The organism is Microcystis sp. M44BS1 (genome assembly GCF_020244875.1).
GTDB classification, from domain to species: Bacteria; Cyanobacteriota; Cyanobacteriia; order Cyanobacteriales; family Microcystaceae; genus Microcystis; species Microcystis panniformis.
Map to the genome: position 1 here is coordinate 1 of NZ_JADBVM010000315.1, position 18,439 is coordinate 18,439.

Here is an 18,439-nt window from a genome sequence, read left to right on the forward strand (position 1 = left end):
GAATCCCTTACTCTAGAGATTAATGACACTATCTGTTAAAATCAGGTTAGCGATCACTATACAGCCAACTCTACGGAATCGCTCTACTCCAGATACAGTCAACGGTACAGCCATTTTCAAGTAAAAAATGTACCCAGTAGCCTCTTTTCAATTTTTTCTTAGAAGCGACCTGCAGTAAGGGTTTTGTTAATTTTTTAGTATTTATGTATTGGGGAAGTCCAGTTATATTTAATTCCATCCACCTACTTACTAAGGCAATATTTGCCTAGAAAATGCTCACTTTCCCCGCTTATATTGCTTTTGGCTGGTTATGGGGTCAGTTCTTGGACATAATCTCTCTGTTTCTATACTAAGCAAATATCCCGTCTCTAGAAGTTAATTTTTGCTACGATTTATGTCGGTTATCTTAACGGTGAGGTGGGAAGTTTTGGTTTTCGGTGGTCGGTGGTCGATACTAGAAAAGTTAGGTTTATCGGTGAAAAATTATCGATAAGTTTCCCTGTCTTATGCCTTTGATATTATTAAAAATAATGGCGGACATTAGTTGAATAAATTATCTTTTTTGAGCTATATTAAGTAGGTAGGCACAATTATTTGTAGGATGGGTTAGCGGTAGCGTAACATGAGCGGGCGTTGGGTTTCATGCTTCAACCCAACCTACGTTCATTTTATATTTAATTCCACCCACCTACTTAAAGGTGCATAAAGTGATTAGTAACTACAGTATTAAGTTTTATGAAGGGAGGGAATGCTCCAGAATCGCGACTATAATGATTAAACAGATCATTCCTGTGTCGGCGAGAGCGATAAAATATGTCTGCCACTGAATACGAAGCAATTATCGGTTTAGAAACCCACTGTCAACTCAACACCAAAAGCAAGATATTTTGTTCCTGTCCCACCAACTTCGATAGTCCCCCCAATACTAACGTCTGTCCCGTCTGTTTGGGTTATCCGGGGGTATTACCCGTCCTTAACCAAGAAGTCCTAGCCAGTGCCGTTAAACTGGGATTAGCTATCGATGGTAAAATTACACCTCATAGCAAATTCGATCGCAAACAGTATTTTTATCCCGACCTGCCGAAAAATTATCAAATTTCCCAGTATGATCTCCCTATTGTCGAACAGGGTCAACTAGAAATCGAGATCGTCGATAAAAAAACTAAGGAAGTTAGCCGCAAAATTATCGGCATTACCCGTCTGCACATGGAAGAAGACGCGGGAAAACTGGTTCATGCTGGCAGCGAACGTCTCTCCGGTTCCACCCATTCCCTCGTGGATTTTAATCGTACAGGTGTACCATTATTGGAAATTGTCTCAGAACCGGATTTACGCACCGGCACCGAAGCGGCGGAATATGCCCAAGAATTACGGCGTTTAGTGCGTTATCTCGGCATCAGTGACGGTAATATGCAGGAAGGTTCCCTGCGCTGCGATGTCAATATTTCCGTTCGCAAAAAAGGTGCTAAAAAGTTCGGGACTAAGGTAGAAATCAAAAATATGAACTCCTTTAGTGCTATCCAAAAAGCCATAGAATACGAGATTGATCGACAAATTGAAGCGATCGAAAATGGCGAACCAATCGTACAGGAAACCCGTCTTTGGGAAGAAGCTACTCAACGGACGATTAGTATGCGGAAAAAAGAAGGTTCTAGCGATTATCGCTATTTTCCCGAACCGGATTTACCGCCCCTAGAAGTTTCCCCCGAACAGTTAAAAGCTTGGGCGGAAGAATTACCAGAATTACCCGCTCGTAAACGTCGTCGTTATGAAGAAGAATTTGGTCTTTCCCCCTACGATGCCAGGGTTTTAACCGATGATCGCACCGTGGCCGAATATTTTGAAACTGCGGTAATTGCCGGGGCAAATGCGAAATTAGTCGCTAACTGGATCAGTCAAGATATCGCAGCTTATTTGAATAATAATAAGCTGATGATCACGGAAATTGCCCTGCAAGCGTCAGACTTAGCTGAATTAGTTAAACTGATTGAAGCGGGAACAATTAGTGGCAAAATTGCTAAGGAAATTTTACCAGAACTTCTCACCGAAGGCGGTTCACCCAAAGCACTGGTGGAAAAGAAAGGATTAATACAAATTTCTGACACTTCTGCGATCGAAAAACTGATCGAGGAAATTATCGCCTCCCATCCAAGCGAGTTAGAAAAATTCCGGGCGGGTAAAACCAATCTTAAGGGATTTTTTGTCGGTCAAGTCATGAAAAAAAGCGGCGGTAAGGCCGATCCTAAATTAACTAGCCAAATCTTAGATCAAAAACTTTCTGGTTAGTTATATTCAGTGATCAGTAATCAGTAAACAGTGATCAGTGGGGAGCTTTTTTTCAGTGATCAGTAACAAAGTAAACAGTAATCAGTGAACTTAAAACTCAAATCTGATAACTGGTAACTGATAACTGGTAACTGATAACTGATAACTGATAACTGATAACTGATAACTGATAACTGAAAATGACCTCGCAATTAAAGCCTAATAGCCCAAAAATTCTCGCTGTTGTCAATGGTAAAGGTGGTGTGGGTAAAACCACCACTGCGGTTAATTTAGCGGCAATTTGGGGACAGAATCAGCGTGTTTTGCTGGTGGATGCGGATCCCCAGGGTTCCTCCACTTGGTGGGTAGAAAGAAATCAAGCGGGTATGGTATTTGATTTAGCCAAGCAAATTAATACAGAGAAATTAGGAGAATTGCGTCAAATTATCGAGTACGATCTGATCGTGATTGACACACCACCAGCTTTGCGTTCCGAATTACTTACGGCAGTCATAGCAGAATCAGATTATTTGATTTTACCGACTCCTCCCGCACCGATGGATTTAATGGCTTTAATTGACACGGTACGCACGGCAGTTAAACCCCTAGGAATTGCCTATCGGGTTTTATTAACAAAAGTGGATTCTCGTAGTCTTAAGGAAACTTTAGAAGCACAAAATACTTTATTAGAATTAGGTATTCCCGCCTGTCATGCTTTTGTCAGAAATTATAAAGCCCACGAAAAAGCCGTTTTAGACGGGGTTGCTATTACCAATTGGCGCGGTAAAAATGCCCAAGAAGCCAGCGCCGATTATCGTCGTGTAGCCGAAGAATTAGAACGGGATTGGTAGATTTATGAACAGGTTTTCTAAGGACAATATTTTTGTAGTAAAGAAATCACTAAATCTAGACCATCGGGCTGAACTTGAATAGTATAGGCTTCGGCTTCAATTTGTCTGCTAAAACCCTCATAATTCATAAAAAATCTTCTGGTCATTGCCGGGGGTTCTATCCCTAAATTAAGAGCTTTAACTGTTTTGCCTCCATGACAAAGTTGAGCGGCATGGACAGCTTCATGAATTAATGTTGGTCGGGCAATACCTAAGTCAAAAACTAGGGGATGAATCCAAATAATTCTAGTTTTACTATCAAATAAACCGTAGGCTCCTCGCACTGGTGGTGGGGCAAGTTTGACGATAAAATTGTGTTTTTCTAGAGCTTTTTGCAGCAGTGAAAAATCAGAATTCGCCGCCGATAAATTTTCTCCTGCAGCTAATTGCATCCCTAGAAAAACAGCAGCAATTGTGTAATAAATGCCCATCGGGTAATAGTTCCTATTAAAAAAATATCAAAATTAGCAGGAGGTTATTCATTGATGAATCGAACCATCGGGGAGAATTGTTCCCGTTAAAATTGCTCCAGTTAATTTGACCATAATACGCTTACCGAAGCCAATTTTTGCCCCGCGTAAATCTGCCGCCGACAGATCCGCCCCACTTAAATCCGCCCCGATGAGATTGGCTTCCTGTAAATTTGCGCCTTTAAGGTTAGCTTCGAGGAGATTGGCGCGAAAAAGATTAGCTTTGTACAGATTAGCCTTTTCTAGGTTAATTTTGTGCAGGAAGCTATCGCTTAAGTCGGCATGGCTTAAATCTGCCCCGATGAGACTGCGACTAGAGAGATCTTTTTCTTTCAGGTTGGCTCCCTGTAAATCGGCTCCGTTTAAATCCCGATAGTGAGGGCGCCAGGCGGCATGATTGTGGACCTGATGGTTATTCTGGGAGTGGCTGTGTTGACTGTGGGTTTGTTGACTATGGGTTTTATGACTGTGGGTTTGGGAATTTTGGCCGGGTTGGCTAGGGTGAGGCTGATAGGGGGAAGCAGTTTTATAGGCGTGGGCGGGCTGTTTTTCAGTTTTAGGGGGGGAATTGGAGCGTTTAGGAGAATTTTGATGAATTTGCCGCAATTGTTCCCTAGCGTGGTTAATTTCTTGCAGTTTAGCGGTGGCTTTTTCCAAAAGACGCTGATTATCTTTGGGAATGCGATCGGGATGCCAAATAAACACCAAATCTTTGTAGGCTTGATTGATCTCGTCGAGAGATGCCCCATGATCTAACCCTAAAACTTTATAGTATCGCTCCAATTCATTCATCATCGAAGTCCTAATACAAGGATAAAAGCATTAACGGCCACAATTTCTCTGAGTCTTGTCGGATTTTCTAGGAGAGGATTTCTTTTAGGATAATTTGACTCTGGGAGAGTTGCCATAAAATTTGAGAAAATGTCTGGTAATTAAAAAAATCTCGTTTTTCTATCCTGTTTTGTGGCGTAATTGTATAGCACATAACAGCAAAATTAGCAAATTTTTGATAGAAAACTTAATTTTTGCTGTTGGGGAAGTGGGGAAGTGGGGAAGTGGGGAAGTGGGGAAGTGGGGAAGTGGGGAAGTGGGGAACTGGGGAAGTGGGGAAGTGGGGAACTGGGGAAATTGAACTAAAACCCCAAAACCCCAAGACTCCAAAACCCCAAAACCTAAAACCTATCTCCTGCCCCCTGACTCCCGACTGCTGTATGATAAAACTTGTCCCGATAGGATAAATAAAGGTCGTGAAATTTGGTCAGTGGTTGGGGTTTATCTGTTTAATAATGGCTCTCTATGTATTGTGGCAGATTCGACAGCTGTTATTATTGATTTTTATGGCGATCGTATTTACCGTAGCCTTAAATAGATGTGTGAAAGGATTGCAGAGATTAGGGATTAAAAGGGGTTTGGCTATTTTAATTACCCTGCTGACGAGTCTAGCAATTGTGATTTTATTTTTTATAATTATTGTTCCCCCCTTTATCGAACAGTTTCAAAAATTAATTGAACTTTTACCGCAAGCTTGGGATTTAGTCCGCAATAACTCGATTCAATGGCGACAACAATTTCAATTTGATTGGTTGCCATCGCTGCCTAATTTAACTGATTTAGTCCAGCAGTTACAACCTTTAGGAACTTTTGTTTTTAGTAACTTTTTTACCTTCTTTTCTAACTCAGTTGCGGCAATTTTGCAATTATTATTCGTGCTGGTGTTAGCAATGATGATGTTAGCCAACCCCCAACCCTATCGACAAGCTTTCTTAAAATTATTTCCTAACTTCTATCGTCGTCGTGCCGAGGAAATTCTTACCCTATCGGAAGTGGGTTTGGGTAATTGGTTGTTGGGAATTGCCATTAGTTCAACTATGGTGGGATTATTCAGTGGTTTCGGTCTTTTTGTTCTACAAATTAATCTAGTTCTCGTTCATGCTATCCTAGCAGGATTGCTCAATTTTATCCCTAATATCGGACCGACTGCTAGTGTGATTTTTCCCATTCTAATTGCTGTTATCGATGCACCTTGGAAAATTGTCGCTATTCTGATTCTCTATTTTATTATCCAAAATGTCGAAAGTTATTGGCTGACACCCACTGTCATGGCTAAACAGGTATCTTTACTACCGGCAATTACCCTAATCGCTCAAATTTTCTTTGCTCAAATGTTTGGCATCTTAGGTTTATTATTGGCTTTACCTTTGACAGTGGTAGTAAAAACATGGTTAGATGAATTATTATTCAAAGACATTTTAGATCAATGGGATCAAGTCCATAACAAATCTTAAATAATCTCGGCAAAAGTCATGAAATTAATCATTCTTACTCTCGTTATTTTATCTAATATTTTTGCTGCTCTCCCAGCTAAGTCTGAAACGGTTCTGGAAAAAATTAAACGCACGGGATTATTAGAAGTAGCGATGAGAGAAGATGCCATTCCGTTTGGCTATCGAGATAGTAATAATAGTTTACAGGGATTATGCTTAGATTTTATCCAATTGCTTAGAGAGGAACTTAAGCACAAATTAAACCTCCAGATCATCAGTGTCAAAATTTATAAATCGACTTTATTTAATCGCTTCCAGTTATTGGAAAATAAAACCGTTGATTTCGAGTGTGGTCCTAATAGTATCAGAAAAAATATACCTGATGGTGTCAGTTTTTCTCGTCCTTTTTTTGTGACGGGAACTCAGTTTTTAGTTCGGAGTGATAATCAGAAGAATTTTAACTTTTCTTCGTCCTTAGAAGGTATAAGTATTGGAGTTTTGCGAGATACCACCACTCAAGAATTATTAAGACAAAAATACCCTCTTGCTACCTATCAAGAATTTCAAGGAGTGACGGGAAGACTGCGAGGTATCCAAAGTTTAAGAAGGAATAGAATAGATGCTTTTGCTAGTGATGGGATTCTGCTAATTGGAGAAGCTGTCATTCTCGGTTTATCCCTAGGAAAAGATTATCAACTTATCCCCCGCAATCCTTTAAATTGTGATTATTATGGTTTTATTCTTCCCGCTAATGATCCCCAATGGCAAGAGTTTATTAATGGGGTTATCGTCACCAGTGAGAACAGAAATATTTTTAAAGCATGGTTTACTGAAGTTGCTTCCTATTTTAGAGATACCTGGCAGTATTGTCGTAATAATCCCGAAAAATCCCAGTAAAACTTAACGATTATGCACAAAAAAAATGATTTATTTTGGTTAATTAGTTGCGCTACAATAATCCTGTTTATTTGCAGTGCTATCAGACATATTTTATTTCAATCTAATGCTCTCGATCTTGGTTGGTTCGATCAGGGAGTTTACTTAATTTCTCAAGGTAAACCACCGATTATATCTTTTGTTGGCTACCATATCTTAGGCGATCATATCGCTTTTATTCTCTATCCTATAGCCTTACTTTATAAAATTTATCCTAGTGTTTATTGGCTGCTTTTCTTACAAGCTTTTTCCCTTTCCCTTGCCGTTTTTCCCCTCTGGCAATTGGCAATACAAGCGGGATTAAAAGAAAAACAAGCTTATACATTAGCCTTAGTTTATCTGCTCTATCCCCTGATTTTTAACGTCAATCTCTTTGATTTTCATCCAGAAGTTATCGCAGTTCCAGCCATTTTTTGGACAATTTTGGCCGCAAGATTAAATAATCTCTGGGGATTTTGTCTAGGAATCATTATTATTCTCGGTTGTAAAGCAATTCTCTCTTTAACATTGTTGGGAATGGGTATCTGGTTACTTCTCTGGGAAAAGAAAAAAATCCCCGGAATAATTGCCATGATTACCGGCATTCTTTGGTTTATTATCGCCACGAAATTATTAATCCCTCTCCTGACAGGAAAATCGGCAGTTATTGAAATGGCTGATTCTCGATATAGTTATCTAGGAGATAGTTTGCCAGCAATTATCTTTAATCTTTTCCTCAAACCCGATCTTGTCTTGGGAAAAATCTTTACTGGCCATAATCTAGAATACCTAATCCTATTATTTATTCCCTTAGTTTGGGGTTTATCCTGGCGCTATTCTGCCCCAATAATTGCCGCTATTCCCGCACTCGCTTTAAATTTATTAGCAGATCATGCCCCACAAAAAAACTTAACCACTCAATATTCCCTGCCAATTTTGCCCTTTTTATTTCTAGCGGTTATCGCCACTTTAGCCCATAATAGCAGCTGGTTGAAGCAGCCTAAATGGATAATTACTTGGGCAATTATTGCCTTTTTTGCCTTAGCTAAATACGGCTATTTTTGGTCACTGTATTTAAATTCCCTCGATACTTGGTCCGCCACCCAAAAAGCTCTAACCCAAATTACCACCAGTGAGAGTGTCTTGACTACTTCTAGAATTGCCCCCCATCTTACCCATCGAGAAATGATCAAATTAGCGATCGAAGGTTCCCAATCCCTAGATTTAAATCAATTTAATTATATCCTACTCGATCGCCGTCATCCCGGTTGGTCTAGTTCACCAGAACTAATTGATGATCACTTAAATAAACTGCATCAAAATGAGAACTTTCAGTTAATCCTTAATCATGATGATGTGTTTTTATATCGGGCCTTGACAACCCCTCAAGAAACAAAATAATTTTTCGTTCCACCGATTTCAATAAATTTTCTTTATCGATGGGAAACCAGACAATATCAGCATCGGCACGAAACCAAGTGCGCTGACGTTTAGCAAATTGACGGGTGTGGAGGATAATTAGATCGATCGCCTGTTCTAAAGAAATTTCCCCGAGCAGATATTGCTTAATCTCTGCATAACCCAAAGTCTGCAAAAGTGGCAAATCCCAACCGTATTTATCCCCCAAATTCTGCACCTCTGCTACTAATCCCCTGGCGATCATTTGATCAGTACGAACAGTGATCCGCTTGCCTAAACTTTCTGGGGAACAATCTAAACCAATTTGTAAAATCGGATAAGTGGGAGGATTTTCTCCCTGCTGACTAGAGATAGGTTTTCCTGTCAGATAAAAAACCTCTAAAGCGCGTAAAGTCCTGACCTGATCATGGGGATGAATTTTTTTAGTTGCCTCCTCATCTACCTGCGTCAGAATTTGATAAAGATAGGATTGCCCTAAAGCTTGTAATTGCCGTCTTAAATCCGCTTGAGGAGAAACCCTCGGTATTTTTAAACCTTTGACAATGGACTTGATATAAAGTCCCGTACCACCGACCAAAAACAGAGGAGAATAGTGGAGATTGCTGATTAAATCCTCAGCTTGTTCTTGGTACTGTGCTAGGGTAAAATTATCTTGAGGATCACAAATATCAATTAGATAATGGGGAATCCGCTGACATTCTTCTAAGCTAGGTTTAGCAGTACCAATATTAAATTCTCGATAGATTTGTCGGGAATCGGCACTGAGAATTACTGAATTAAACTTTTCGGCCAATTGTAGGGCTAAACTGGATTTTCCCGTGGCAGTTGCCCCACAAATAACAATTAAAATAGGTAAAGAGGAAGTAGTCATCGATGCTACATGACAGTAATCAGTAATCAGTGAACAGTAATCAGTAATCAGTGAACAGTAATCAGTAATCAGTAATCAGTGAAAAGACAGGACTGTTAAGCTAAGTGGGTGGGTGGAATTAAATATAAGATCAACGTAGGTTGGGTTGAAGCATGAAACCCAACGTCCGCTCATGTTGCGCTACCGCTAACCCATCCTACAAATAATTGTGCCTCCCTACTTAAGACGCATTTAAACTGGGTATTGTGAAGCTGATTAACAGGGGTACATCCCACATTAATTATCAGTGACTCTTAAATTATTACAGATATATCAGCAGCTATCTGTAAGCATCCCACCGAAAAACTAATGCGCTTCGGGGTTTGGGTAGGGTTGATTCATGAATCAACCCTACCTTGAATCAACCCTACCTTGAATCAACTTTAGGAGAAAGTTTCCGCTTAAAAATCCCAAATTACATGAGTAGAAAACGGGTTTCTCCGAGAAACCCGTTTTCTCTGTGTGGGATTGACAAAAATTGAGATGCACCCGATTAACAGCTATCAAAAAAAACAGCACCCTGATGGATGCTGTTTGTCAAGAAAATGTTACAAAACTTAAGCTAAAGCCGCCATTTTCACATCGTTATGAGCGAGGATATTTTGTAACTCCTCCGCGTCCACGGTTTCTTTTTCCACTAACATTTGTGCTAACTGGTCCAAGATGGCGCGGTTATTGACTAAAACCTCTTTAGCGCGACGATAGGCCTGTTCCACTAAGTTACGCACTTCCTCGTCAATAGCTGCCGCAGTTTCATCGGAGAAATCTCGATCGGAAGCGATATCACGACCTAGGAAAACATTACCATTTTGACGACCTAAGGCCACCGGTCCTAGGCGATCGCTCATGCCGAAACGAGTGACCATTTGCCGCGCTACTCGTGCCACCTGTTGCAGGTCATTAGAAGCACCCGTAGTCACTTCCTCCTCACCGAAGATAATTTCTTCAGCTAAACGACCCCCCAAAGCTACAGCCATCTGATTTTGCAGATAAGCGCGAGAATATAACCCGGATTCCATGCGATCCTCGCTAGGAGTGAACCAAGTTAAACCCCCAGCGCGACCGCGAGGAATAATACTAATTTTCTGGACGGGATCGTAATCCGGCATCAAAGCACCCACCAAAGCGTGACCAGCTTCATGGTAAGCAACTAAGGTTTTGCGTTTTTCACTCATGACGCGATTTTTCTTCTCAGGACCGGCCAGGACACGATCGATCGCATCGTTGATCTCATCCATGGAAATCTCGGTTAAATTGCGACGTGCCGCTAAAATTGCAGCTTCGTTGAGCAAATTAGCCAGATCCGCACCAGTAAAACCGGGGGTACGACGAGCGATTTTATCGAGATCCACGTCCTGGGCCAAAGTTTTGCCTCTGGAGTGGACATTAAGGATTTCCTTACGGCCAGCGTAATCGGGACGATCCACCACCACTTGGCGATCAAAACGACCCGGACGTAATAAAGCGGCATCCAATACATCAGGACGGTTAGTGGCGGCGATAATGATAATACCTGTATTACCTTCAAAACCGTCCATTTCCGTTAATAATTGGTTGAGGGTTTGTTCCCGTTCATCGTTACCACCCCCTAAACCGGCGCCCCGTTGACGACCGACAGCATCAATCTCATCGATAAAGACGATACAAGGTGCATTCGCTTTCGCTTGTTCAAATAGGTCGCGGACGCGAGAAGCACCCACCCCGACGAACATTTCCACAAATTCCGAACCGGAAATACTAAAAAACGGGACTCCCGCTTCTCCAGCTACTGCGCGAGCAAGCAGGGTTTTACCTGTCCCCGGAGGACCGACTAAAAGGACTCCTTTGGGGATTTTTGCCCCAATTGCCGTGAAGCGATCGGCATTTTTGAGGAAGTCCACCACTTCGTTTAATTCTAATTTTGCCCCTTCAATCCCGGCCACATCACCGAAAGTAACCTGGGTTTGGGGTTCCATCTGTACTCTTGCTTTCGATTTGCCGAAGTTCATCGCTTGGGAACCGGGGCCACTTTGGGCGCGACGGAGCAAGAAAAATAGACCAACAAGAAGTAAAATCGGGAAAAAGAGGCTACTGAAGGCTCTTACCCATACTCCTTCTTCTCTTTGGGGCAGTACGGAAATATCAACGTTATTTTCTGCCAAGATGTTGATTAATTGCGGATCGTTGGGTAGGTTGACCAATACATTTGTACCGTCCTGAGTGGGTACGATCGCCCGTTGCCGGTCGGCACTTAAGCGCACGGTTTCTACTTTACCTTCCCGTACTTCCTGTAAAAATTCACTATACTTCCAAGTTTGTTGCACTGCTGGCTGGCGATCGAAGAAAGCTGAGGCCAAGGCAAGGACTACGATTAACAATAGGGCATATAGTCCCGCATTGCGCCATTTTTTGTTATTACCGTTTTTGTTCACGCTGTCGAACTCCTGATAAATTGAGGATGATCTTATCGGTTGTCAAGGGGTTGTTAACTTATGTTAACGTTTCTCAGGAACAGTGGACAGGTTTTTTTTAAAGATGCCCCTCGTAGTCCTCTATGGGGGTTAGCTGTTGGGGGTTGGGAGTGGGTAAAAAAGCCATGTACTGTGGCTCTCCTCGACCGAGTATGATCAATTTGTAACAAAATGCCAAAATACTGCATAAAAGCTGGAAGTGGAACGATAGACAGTTTAGTTGACCTCCACGGGGAGTAGCTAGATGAAAAAACGAGAGACTTTGCTGGAGAAGTTTTGTTGCTTTTTAGTTTTGCAGCAAAATAGGACACAATGGAATTGCGATCGGCGTTTGCGTCGTAACATGGAAAGCTATGGCCCAATCGATCCTAATGTCGAGTCCGAGGATTATTGGTCCCTATTCTTTCACCAACAGTATCAGAATCCCAGTTCCAAAAATCATCTTTTTCGTGGGCATTTATACGCTTATTTGCAGGAACCTTGCTACTGGGCTGCTGCCGAAATCTATCAAAAATATCAAGCCAAACTAGATTATCAGATCGAAGACTACTTTAACGAAGGAATTCTTGATTTTGAGGCTATCTTAGCTGACTTTAAGCCTTTATTCTCTACTCGCTTCGATAATTTTGCCACTCAGAGGATTAAATATCGCTTAATCGATCGCATCCGTCAGATTAGTCAAGCATTCGGCCATAATACTTGGAGCCTACTACTTAATTCTACCGGAGCGCGTCTCAGCCAAGCTCTCCTGGCGAGGGGATTAGTGGGAGAAACTCTCGAAAATTACCTTTTAGCTTGGGATTACTATAAAGAAATTTATGCCCAGGCAAAAATAAAAACCGATGGTAAAATTCAGGAACCTAGTCCAGAAATCTGGCAAAAAATCGCCGCTGCCTATAACTCGGATAGCCACTCTACCATCAAAATCAATTCTGCGACAATTACCCGATGGTTAGAGGATGCGGGACAAGCTATTTTTGATTATTTATTTCCCCAAGGAAAAACAATTTCCCTACAGCAACCTTTCGGGGATGAGGAAAGTAGCACGAGGGAGGAAATGATCGAAGATACTCTCCATGATACCCCTTGGCAGCAATTAGAAGCGGCGGAAAATTTTCGCGAGTCGCAACAAAACCACCAAAAAATTCTAGCTTGGTTACGGGCAGAAATTTCACAGATTTGTCAGCAGCCACAACAGGCAAAACTGCATCCGCAAATTCAGTTAATTCTAGAGATGACTTATGGGTTAGGGTTGGGACAAGTGGCAATTGCCGCTAAGATTACAGAAATTACCACGGTAGTTATCAAACAATATCAGGTTTCTAGGGAACTGGATAAAGTTTATCGTCACCTCGCTAAAAAGTTTTTACCCTGGGCCACCGAAAACCTGCATATTCCTTTCCAGTCTCACGATAGAGAAGTTATTAGTAAGGCAATAGAACCATGGCTAACATACTACTATCAAACCAGCGCAACAACTCAGGAGGATTAATTATGGTTAATGATTGGTTAGAACTAACTCCTGATAGCATTTGGCTAGAAATACCCGCAGATATTCAAGAGATAAGTTGGGCAAAAAGTGCCAGTTTTACCGATGCCAGTATTCGTCAGAGATTTTATGTTAATTATCTCTGTCAACAAGTTATTTATAACTATCTACAGTCAGGGATGCCTGGGGTTAGCTTAGTAGAAAATCAAGAAGATTTTTGGCAACTAGGAGTTAATGGTTTTACCGTTAAATTAGGGGAAAAGTCAGTGATCGTTATTGCCAGCGAAACTCTGGATCTAGAAGCGATCGAAATTCCTCAAGAATGGGTAGATATTCCTCAATTAATTGGTGATTATTATTTAGCGGTACAGGTAAACACTGCCGAAAGTTATCTGAGAATTTGGGGTTATACTACCTATAAAGATATTAAGGAAAAAGGACAATATATTAAGCGTAATCTTAACTACTCTCTACCGAGAAATCAACTGCAATCAGGATCAGATTCTTTAGATTTATGGGGAGAGTGTCAATTACAACCAGTGAAGATTGAACAGGAAAAGATGGAAGAAAAACTATCTTTAGATAGATTGACAACCTTACTAGACATCTTAGCTAATCCTCAGTTAATCTTTCCCAGAAAAGCCGTTGCTTTTCAAGAATGGGCAGCAGTTATCGTCAATAGTAACTGGAGAAAAATTTTAATTACCCGTCGGCAAAAATCCCCCGTCAAGTTAACCAATTGGTTTACTGATAATTTCCCCATTGATTGGCAAAGTATCCTCGATTTTAGATCACTGTCACTGGTTCCAGCTTTCAAAAATACAGAAATTAAACGCATCAAAGATTTAGGAGTAGAATTACTGGGAAATCCCCTCGCTTTGATGATTACTATCGCTAAAACTGAAGAAATATTTAGCCTGCAAGCGACTGTTTACCCCACGGGAGAAACAAGCACTTTACCCCCCCATTTAAAATTAACTATTCTCACGGAAACTGGCCAAGTTTTTCGAGAAGTAATTGCCACAGATAACGATGAATTTATTCGTTATCGATTTGATGCTGAATTGGGGGATAAATTCTTCATTGAAGTGGCTTTAGAATCGGCAAAAGTAACCGAATATTTACAAGTGTAAGCGAGGAAAAACTTCATGATTAAACTCTTAACTCTCGAACTAGATGGCACATTCGATCGGGGATTTAAAGTAAAATTAGAAATTCGTCCCGATCTTAATTCTCGTCCCCAAACTGTGATCAAAGCAAGGCTACCAGCTAATTTAGAGTTATTAACTTTTTACCGTCAATGGCAACGTTACTATAGTGAATTAGAGGGATTTTTTAAAGTCTTAAAAGATAGCAATCCCCAACAAATTACCAATAGTTCTCAGCAGAATTTAGTTTTTAAAAACTGCCAAGAAAAAGCCAAATTATTTGAGGATAACTTAAACAAATGGTTAAATAATAGCCCAGAATTTGAACCGATCAAAACCGCAATTCTGCGCTCTGGCAATAACTTTCGTATCTGGTTACAAACCGATAATATTTGGCTGCAAAGATTCCCCTGGGAAAAATGGGAAATCCTCCAAAATACTGGCGCAGATATAGCCATTATTGTCTCAGAATACGATACCTTAGCCAGACAATTAAAAAATCATGAAAAAATTCGGATTTTAGCCATTTTAGGCTATGCCACCGACTTAAGATTTCTCGAAGAAGATCGCAAAACTTTAGACGATATTGCGGGAAAAGCAGGAGCAGAAATTATCTGGGAAAAAGCCCCTCACCCGCAAAAATTAAATCAGTTATTGCGTCAAGAAACTTGGAATATTCTCTTTTTTAGCGGTCATAGTGCCAGTACAGAAGATGGTCAAGATTGCGAAATTCAACTAACAGAAACTCATAAATTAAAGATAGCTGATTTTAGCTTTTCCCTGGGAGAAGCCACTAAAAACGGGTTAAAGTTAGCGATATTTAACTCCTGTGATGGTATCGGTTTAGCACAACAACTATCACGGGAAAAAGGGATGGCATTACCCCATCTAATCTTTATGCGCGAGAAATTACCCGATCCCGTTTCTCCCAAATTTCTGCAATACTTTTTAACCGCTTTTACCAATAATAAATCTCTCTATAGCGCCGTACATGAAGCCCAAAAAAATCTCCACGATGACTGGGAAAAAGACTATCCCTGTGCCAGTTGGCTGCCCGTAGTTTGCCCCAATCCCACCGAAGAACCCCCCACTTGGCATAGTTTCAGTAACTCCCCTCAAAAACAACAAAATTGGCGACGATTTGCTCTAACTTTCGGTTTAGGTTTAGCCGTAACGATGACAGTCTTGGCAATAAGAGAAACAGGAATTTTAGAACCCTTAGAATTAAATATTTATGATCGCCTGATGCAACTAAAACCCAAAGATAAACCCGACGAAAGATTATTAATTATTACCATCGATCGCCAAGATTGGGAATATCAAGATCGCATGGGGATGAAAAGACCAACAATACCCGGAAGCGATCGAAAACGTTCCCTCGCAGGAGAAGCATTATCGCAGCTTTTAAATAAATTACTGCCCTACGAACCGCAAATTATCGCCTTAGATATCCTCCGTCCCATCGCTGCCAGTCAAGATTATCCACCCCTAGCCAAACAATTACAAAATACTCCTAATTTTATCTCGATTTGTAAGTTTAATAATTACCCGCAACCGGACGGATTTCCCCCACCCCCGGAACTGCCAAAAAATCAGAGTGGTTTTAGTAACATAGTCCCAGACGAAACCATTGCCGGAGTTCCCCGAATTCGTCGTTTTTTATATCAGGCAAAACTCGATCGCACCTCTCCCTGTCTTCCCCCGGATTCTTTGGCCAAAGTTGACTCAATGTCCTGTAATTTTAAAGATTATGCTCCTAGTTTTAGTCTCCTAATTGCCAAACGATATCTAGAATCCCAGAATCAAGATTTTGACTGCAATAAACTGCAGCGGGGAATTCTAGAAATTAATATCGGGGATACTCATCTCGGTGACTGGCTACAATCCAACCGCGGCCCCTATAGAACCAGTCAATCCGATACCCGATCCGGCCGTCAAGTTATGCTCGCTTACCGTCGAATCGCCGATAATGGCAGCGATGCAATCACAAAAATTGCCCCGAAAAAATCTCTCCAACAGGTTTTAGATCCGCGTTTTAATCCCGAATCGGTCCGGGAAAAAATTGTCCTGATTGGAGTAACAGAACCCGGGATCGATGATTTTTTAACCCCCTTTAGTCGCAACCCATCGGAAGCAATTCCGGGGGTTTATTTGCACGCGCACGCGGTCAGTCAAATTCTCGATACAATGGAAGGAAAACGTACCTCGATCGCTTTCTGGAATCCCCTACAGGAGGCTTTCTGGGTGCTGGGTTGGTCCCTGGTGGGGGGATTGTTAACGTGGCGTTTTCTTCGGGTAAAAACGGTACTTTTGACAGTGGCGATCGCTGTGATTTCCCTTACTGGTATCGGTTGGCTTCTCTTTAGTTATTTCGGTCTCTGGGTTCCGATTATTCCCCCAGCGATCGCACTTCTCACCACCTCCAGTATCTTCTTTTTTCTTCGTTCTTATACTAAATCCGTTGAGTAACGCACAGAAAACGGGTTTCTCGGAGAAACCCGTTTTCTACTATTTAAAATAGCTAGGTAAAAGCCATGATCAAACCTTCGATCGCCCTCATCCTTCTTTTCTCCCTACTGCCTCAACCCGGGTTAACCCTTATCACCCCGGCTGCCGGAAATATTTCTAATCATCCCATTCTGACGGCACAGGGCGATCAGGAGCTTACCGAGGAGCAATTCCTACAACGAGTCACCGTTCGGATTACTAGCGAGACAAATCGGGGATCGGGGACGATTATCGCTAAAAAAGGCGATAATTACCTTATCCTAACCAACGCCCACGTTACCCGCAACACGAAAACCCTACAGGTACAAACTTACGACGGCCACAGCCGTGCGGCCCGCATTGTCCCCAATTCCCTATCGGAGAATCAAGATCTCGCTCTGCTGGAGTTTAGGGATACCCGGGACTATTCGATCGCCACCATCGCGGAGTTTACCATCAATCAAAACAGGATCGGTTTAGAAGTGGTGGCCGCGGGATATGTTGCCGAAACGGGACAGTATCGGACGACAAAGGGAACCCTCGAACAGGTGAGCGATCGACCCCTCCGGGATGGCTACAGCGTCGGTTATAGTGGCGATATCGTGCAGGGAATGAGTGGCGGCGGCATTTTTGTCGAGCGGGATTTAATCGGCATTAACGGGCGATCGGCCCATCCGATTCTCTCTAACTACATCTACGAAGACGGTACGAAACCCACAGACGCAGAAATCCAACAGATGAGAGCGGTTAATTGGGGCATTTCTATCAATACCCTATTAACCTACATCCGTCCCGAAATCCTCAGCGCCTATAACCTACCCCTACCGCCGGTGAACCCCGATATAGAAACCACCGCCCCTACTGACTATATCGCCGAATTAGAAGCGAAAGCGAAGGGTTTCACCGTGCGGATTGATAGTACGAGCGGTGGAAACGGTAGCGGTGTCATTATCGCTAAAGAAGGGAATATTTACACCGTCCTAACCGCAGACCATGTCTTCTGCGAAAAAATCAAAGGCACCACCAGATGTGCCGATCACACCTACACCGTCGTCACCAGCGACGGCAAAACTCGAAACATCGAGAAAAGCACCATCATCCGGCAGGAAGGGGTAGATTTAGCAGTTTTTCAGTTTGAAAGCCTGGACAATTATCCCATTGCGGAAATAGCGAATTATAACCCAAATACCGGTGATTTTGTTTTTGCGGCAGGCTTCCCCAAAATTGGCAAAAATCCCTCGAAATGGTTGTTTAGTGGCGGTACAATTCACGATAAAGAAGGGGGATTACTAGCAACCCGCCAAAGTCCTTTAAGCACTCAACAAAGTGGAACATTACAAAGTGTTGCTTCTTTAACCGGAGGGTATGAATTAGTTTATACCAGCATCACATTTGGGGGCATGAGTGGCGGTGCAGTCTTAGACTCCCAGGGGAGAGTAATAGGGATTCATGGAAGTTCGGAAACAGCAGGGGGAGGGAAAATTCAGTTAGGGTTTAGTTTAGGGATTCCCATTAGCACTTTTATCGGATTGCAAGAAAGATTGAAGGTAAAACCGCAATTATTAACCACTGCTCAACCCCAAGTTAGTCCGCAACAAAAACTAGAAATTTTTATAGCGATTACTGGTGTTATTGTTCCTAATACCAATGCGAAGGCGGATATTTGGATAGAAAGGGGGGGACAATTATGGCGGTTAGAAAGGTATGAGGAAGCAATTAAAGCCTTTGATGA

General features: G+C 41.9%; 14 protein-coding genes. 10 read left to right on the top strand and 4 right to left on the bottom strand.

The window, feature by feature from the left end; genetic code table 11:
- Window positions 1-813 precede the first annotated feature (813 nt).
- Together gatB and IM515_RS23310 are read left to right on the top strand one after the other, a co-directional pair.
- Entirely contained in the window at window positions 814-2,286 is a 1,473-nt protein-coding gene (gene gatB / locus IM515_RS23305; RefSeq protein WP_287627109.1) for an Asp-tRNA(Asn)/Glu-tRNA(Gln) amidotransferase subunit GatB, read from the top strand.
- A gap of 179 nt (window positions 2,287-2,465) precedes the next feature.
- Entirely contained in the window at window positions 2,466-3,116 is a 651-nt protein-coding gene (locus tag IM515_RS23310; protein WP_002745320.1) for a ParA family protein, read from the top strand.
- 17 nt (window positions 3,117-3,133) lie between these two features.
- On the opposite strand, the gene IM515_RS23315 is transcribed toward IM515_RS23310, so the two are convergent.
- Together IM515_RS23315 and IM515_RS23320 are read right to left on the bottom strand one after the other, a co-directional pair.
- Window positions 3,134-3,586, bottom strand: a complete 453-nt coding sequence (locus IM515_RS23315) for a DUF8637 domain-containing protein (protein ID WP_287627108.1) — start codon at window positions 3,584-3,586, stop codon at window positions 3,134-3,136.
- 48 nt (window positions 3,587-3,634) lie between these two features.
- A complete protein-coding gene (locus IM515_RS23320) occupies window positions 3,635-4,417 on the bottom strand; it encodes a pentapeptide repeat-containing protein (protein ID WP_287627110.1) in 783 nt (260 codons plus the stop codon).
- A 214-nt stretch (window positions 4,418-4,631) separates the two neighbouring features.
- On the opposite strand from IM515_RS23320, the gene IM515_RS23325 reads away from it, so the two are divergent.
- The 4 genes from IM515_RS23325 to IM515_RS23340 all read left to right on the top strand — a co-directional run bounded on the left by IM515_RS23325 (window position 4,632) and on the right by IM515_RS23340 (window position 8,205).
- Window positions 4,632-4,757, top strand: a complete 126-nt coding sequence (locus tag IM515_RS23325) for a hypothetical protein (RefSeq protein ID WP_287698212.1) — start codon at window positions 4,632-4,634, stop codon at window positions 4,755-4,757.
- 115 nt (window positions 4,758-4,872) lie between these two features.
- Window positions 4,873-5,910 (top strand): AI-2E family transporter, encoded by a 1,038-nt coding sequence (locus IM515_RS23330; RefSeq protein WP_287627107.1) that lies wholly within the window; start codon window positions 4,873-4,875, stop codon window positions 5,908-5,910.
- Window positions 5,911-5,928: 18 nt separating this feature from the next.
- Window positions 5,929-6,786: an amino acid ABC transporter substrate-binding protein gene (locus IM515_RS23335; RefSeq protein WP_287627106.1), complete on the top strand. Its 858-nt coding sequence runs from the start codon at window positions 5,929-5,931 to the stop codon at window positions 6,784-6,786.
- A gap of 12 nt (window positions 6,787-6,798) precedes the next feature.
- Complete coding sequence (locus IM515_RS23340) at window positions 6,799-8,205, top strand: DUF2079 domain-containing protein (RefSeq protein WP_287627105.1); 1,407 nt, start codon at window positions 6,799-6,801, stop codon at window positions 8,203-8,205.
- Here the strand turns inward: IM515_RS23340 and miaA are convergent.
- Complete coding sequence (gene miaA, locus IM515_RS23345) at window positions 8,147-9,094, bottom strand: tRNA (adenosine(37)-N6)-dimethylallyltransferase MiaA (protein WP_193959926.1); 948 nt, start codon at window positions 9,092-9,094, stop codon at window positions 8,147-8,149. The two genes, IM515_RS23340 and miaA, sit on opposite strands and share 59 nt — an antisense overlap.
- A 596-nt stretch (window positions 9,095-9,690) precedes the next feature.
- The gene (ftsH3, locus tag IM515_RS23350; protein ID WP_159292339.1) at window positions 9,691-11,544 is read right to left on the bottom strand and encodes an ATP-dependent zinc metalloprotease FtsH3; all 1,854 of its coding nucleotides are present in this window, start codon (window positions 11,542-11,544) and stop codon (window positions 9,691-9,693) included.
- A gap of 283 nt (window positions 11,545-11,827) precedes the next feature.
- Between ftsH3 and IM515_RS23355 the strand changes: the two genes are divergently transcribed.
- From IM515_RS23355 to IM515_RS23370, 4 genes are all read left to right on the top strand, one after another.
- On the top strand, window positions 11,828-13,075 hold the full coding sequence (locus IM515_RS23355; RefSeq protein WP_287627104.1) for a sigma-70 family RNA polymerase sigma factor: 1,248 nt from the start codon (window positions 11,828-11,830) through the stop codon (window positions 13,073-13,075).
- Between the two features lie 2 nt (window positions 13,076-13,077).
- The gene (locus tag IM515_RS23360; protein WP_287627103.1) at window positions 13,078-14,205 is read left to right on the top strand and encodes a DUF1822 family protein; all 1,128 of its coding nucleotides are present in this window, start codon (window positions 13,078-13,080) and stop codon (window positions 14,203-14,205) included.
- Window positions 14,206-14,220: 15 nt separating this feature from the next.
- The gene (locus IM515_RS23365) at window positions 14,221-16,689 is read left to right on the top strand and encodes a CHASE2 domain-containing protein (RefSeq protein WP_287627102.1); all 2,469 of its coding nucleotides are present in this window, start codon (window positions 14,221-14,223) and stop codon (window positions 16,687-16,689) included.
- Between the two features lie 65 nt (window positions 16,690-16,754).
- On the top strand, window positions 16,755-18,439 hold a 1,685-nt coding region (locus tag IM515_RS23370; RefSeq protein ID WP_287698214.1), incomplete at its 3' end, for a S1 family peptidase.

Excerpts from the sequence above, each read along its gene's own strand:
- gatB (WP_287627109.1), top strand. The coding sequence starts at position 814 with ATGTCTGCCACTGAATACGAAGCAATTATCGGTTTAGAAACCCACTGT.
- IM515_RS23310 (WP_002745320.1), top strand. The coding sequence starts at position 2,466 with ATGACCTCGCAATTAAAGCCTAATAGCCCAAAAATTCTCGCTGTTGTC.
- IM515_RS23315 (WP_287627108.1), bottom strand. The coding sequence starts at position 3,586 with ATGGGCATTTATTACACAATTGCTGCTGTTTTTCTAGGGATGCAATTA.
- IM515_RS23320 (WP_287627110.1), bottom strand. The coding sequence starts at position 4,417 with ATGAATGAATTGGAGCGATACTATAAAGTTTTAGGGTTAGATCATGGG.
- IM515_RS23335 (WP_287627106.1), top strand. The coding sequence starts at position 5,929 with ATGAAATTAATCATTCTTACTCTCGTTATTTTATCTAATATTTTTGCT.
- IM515_RS23340 (WP_287627105.1), top strand. The coding sequence starts at position 6,799 with ATGCACAAAAAAAATGATTTATTTTGGTTAATTAGTTGCGCTACAATA.
- miaA (WP_193959926.1), bottom strand. The coding sequence starts at position 9,094 with ATGACTACTTCCTCTTTACCTATTTTAATTGTTATTTGTGGGGCAACT.
- IM515_RS23355 (WP_287627104.1), top strand. The coding sequence starts at position 11,828 with ATGAAAAAACGAGAGACTTTGCTGGAGAAGTTTTGTTGCTTTTTAGTT.
- IM515_RS23360 (WP_287627103.1), top strand. The coding sequence starts at position 13,078 with ATGGTTAATGATTGGTTAGAACTAACTCCTGATAGCATTTGGCTAGAA.
- IM515_RS23365 (WP_287627102.1), top strand. The coding sequence starts at position 14,221 with ATGATTAAACTCTTAACTCTCGAACTAGATGGCACATTCGATCGGGGA.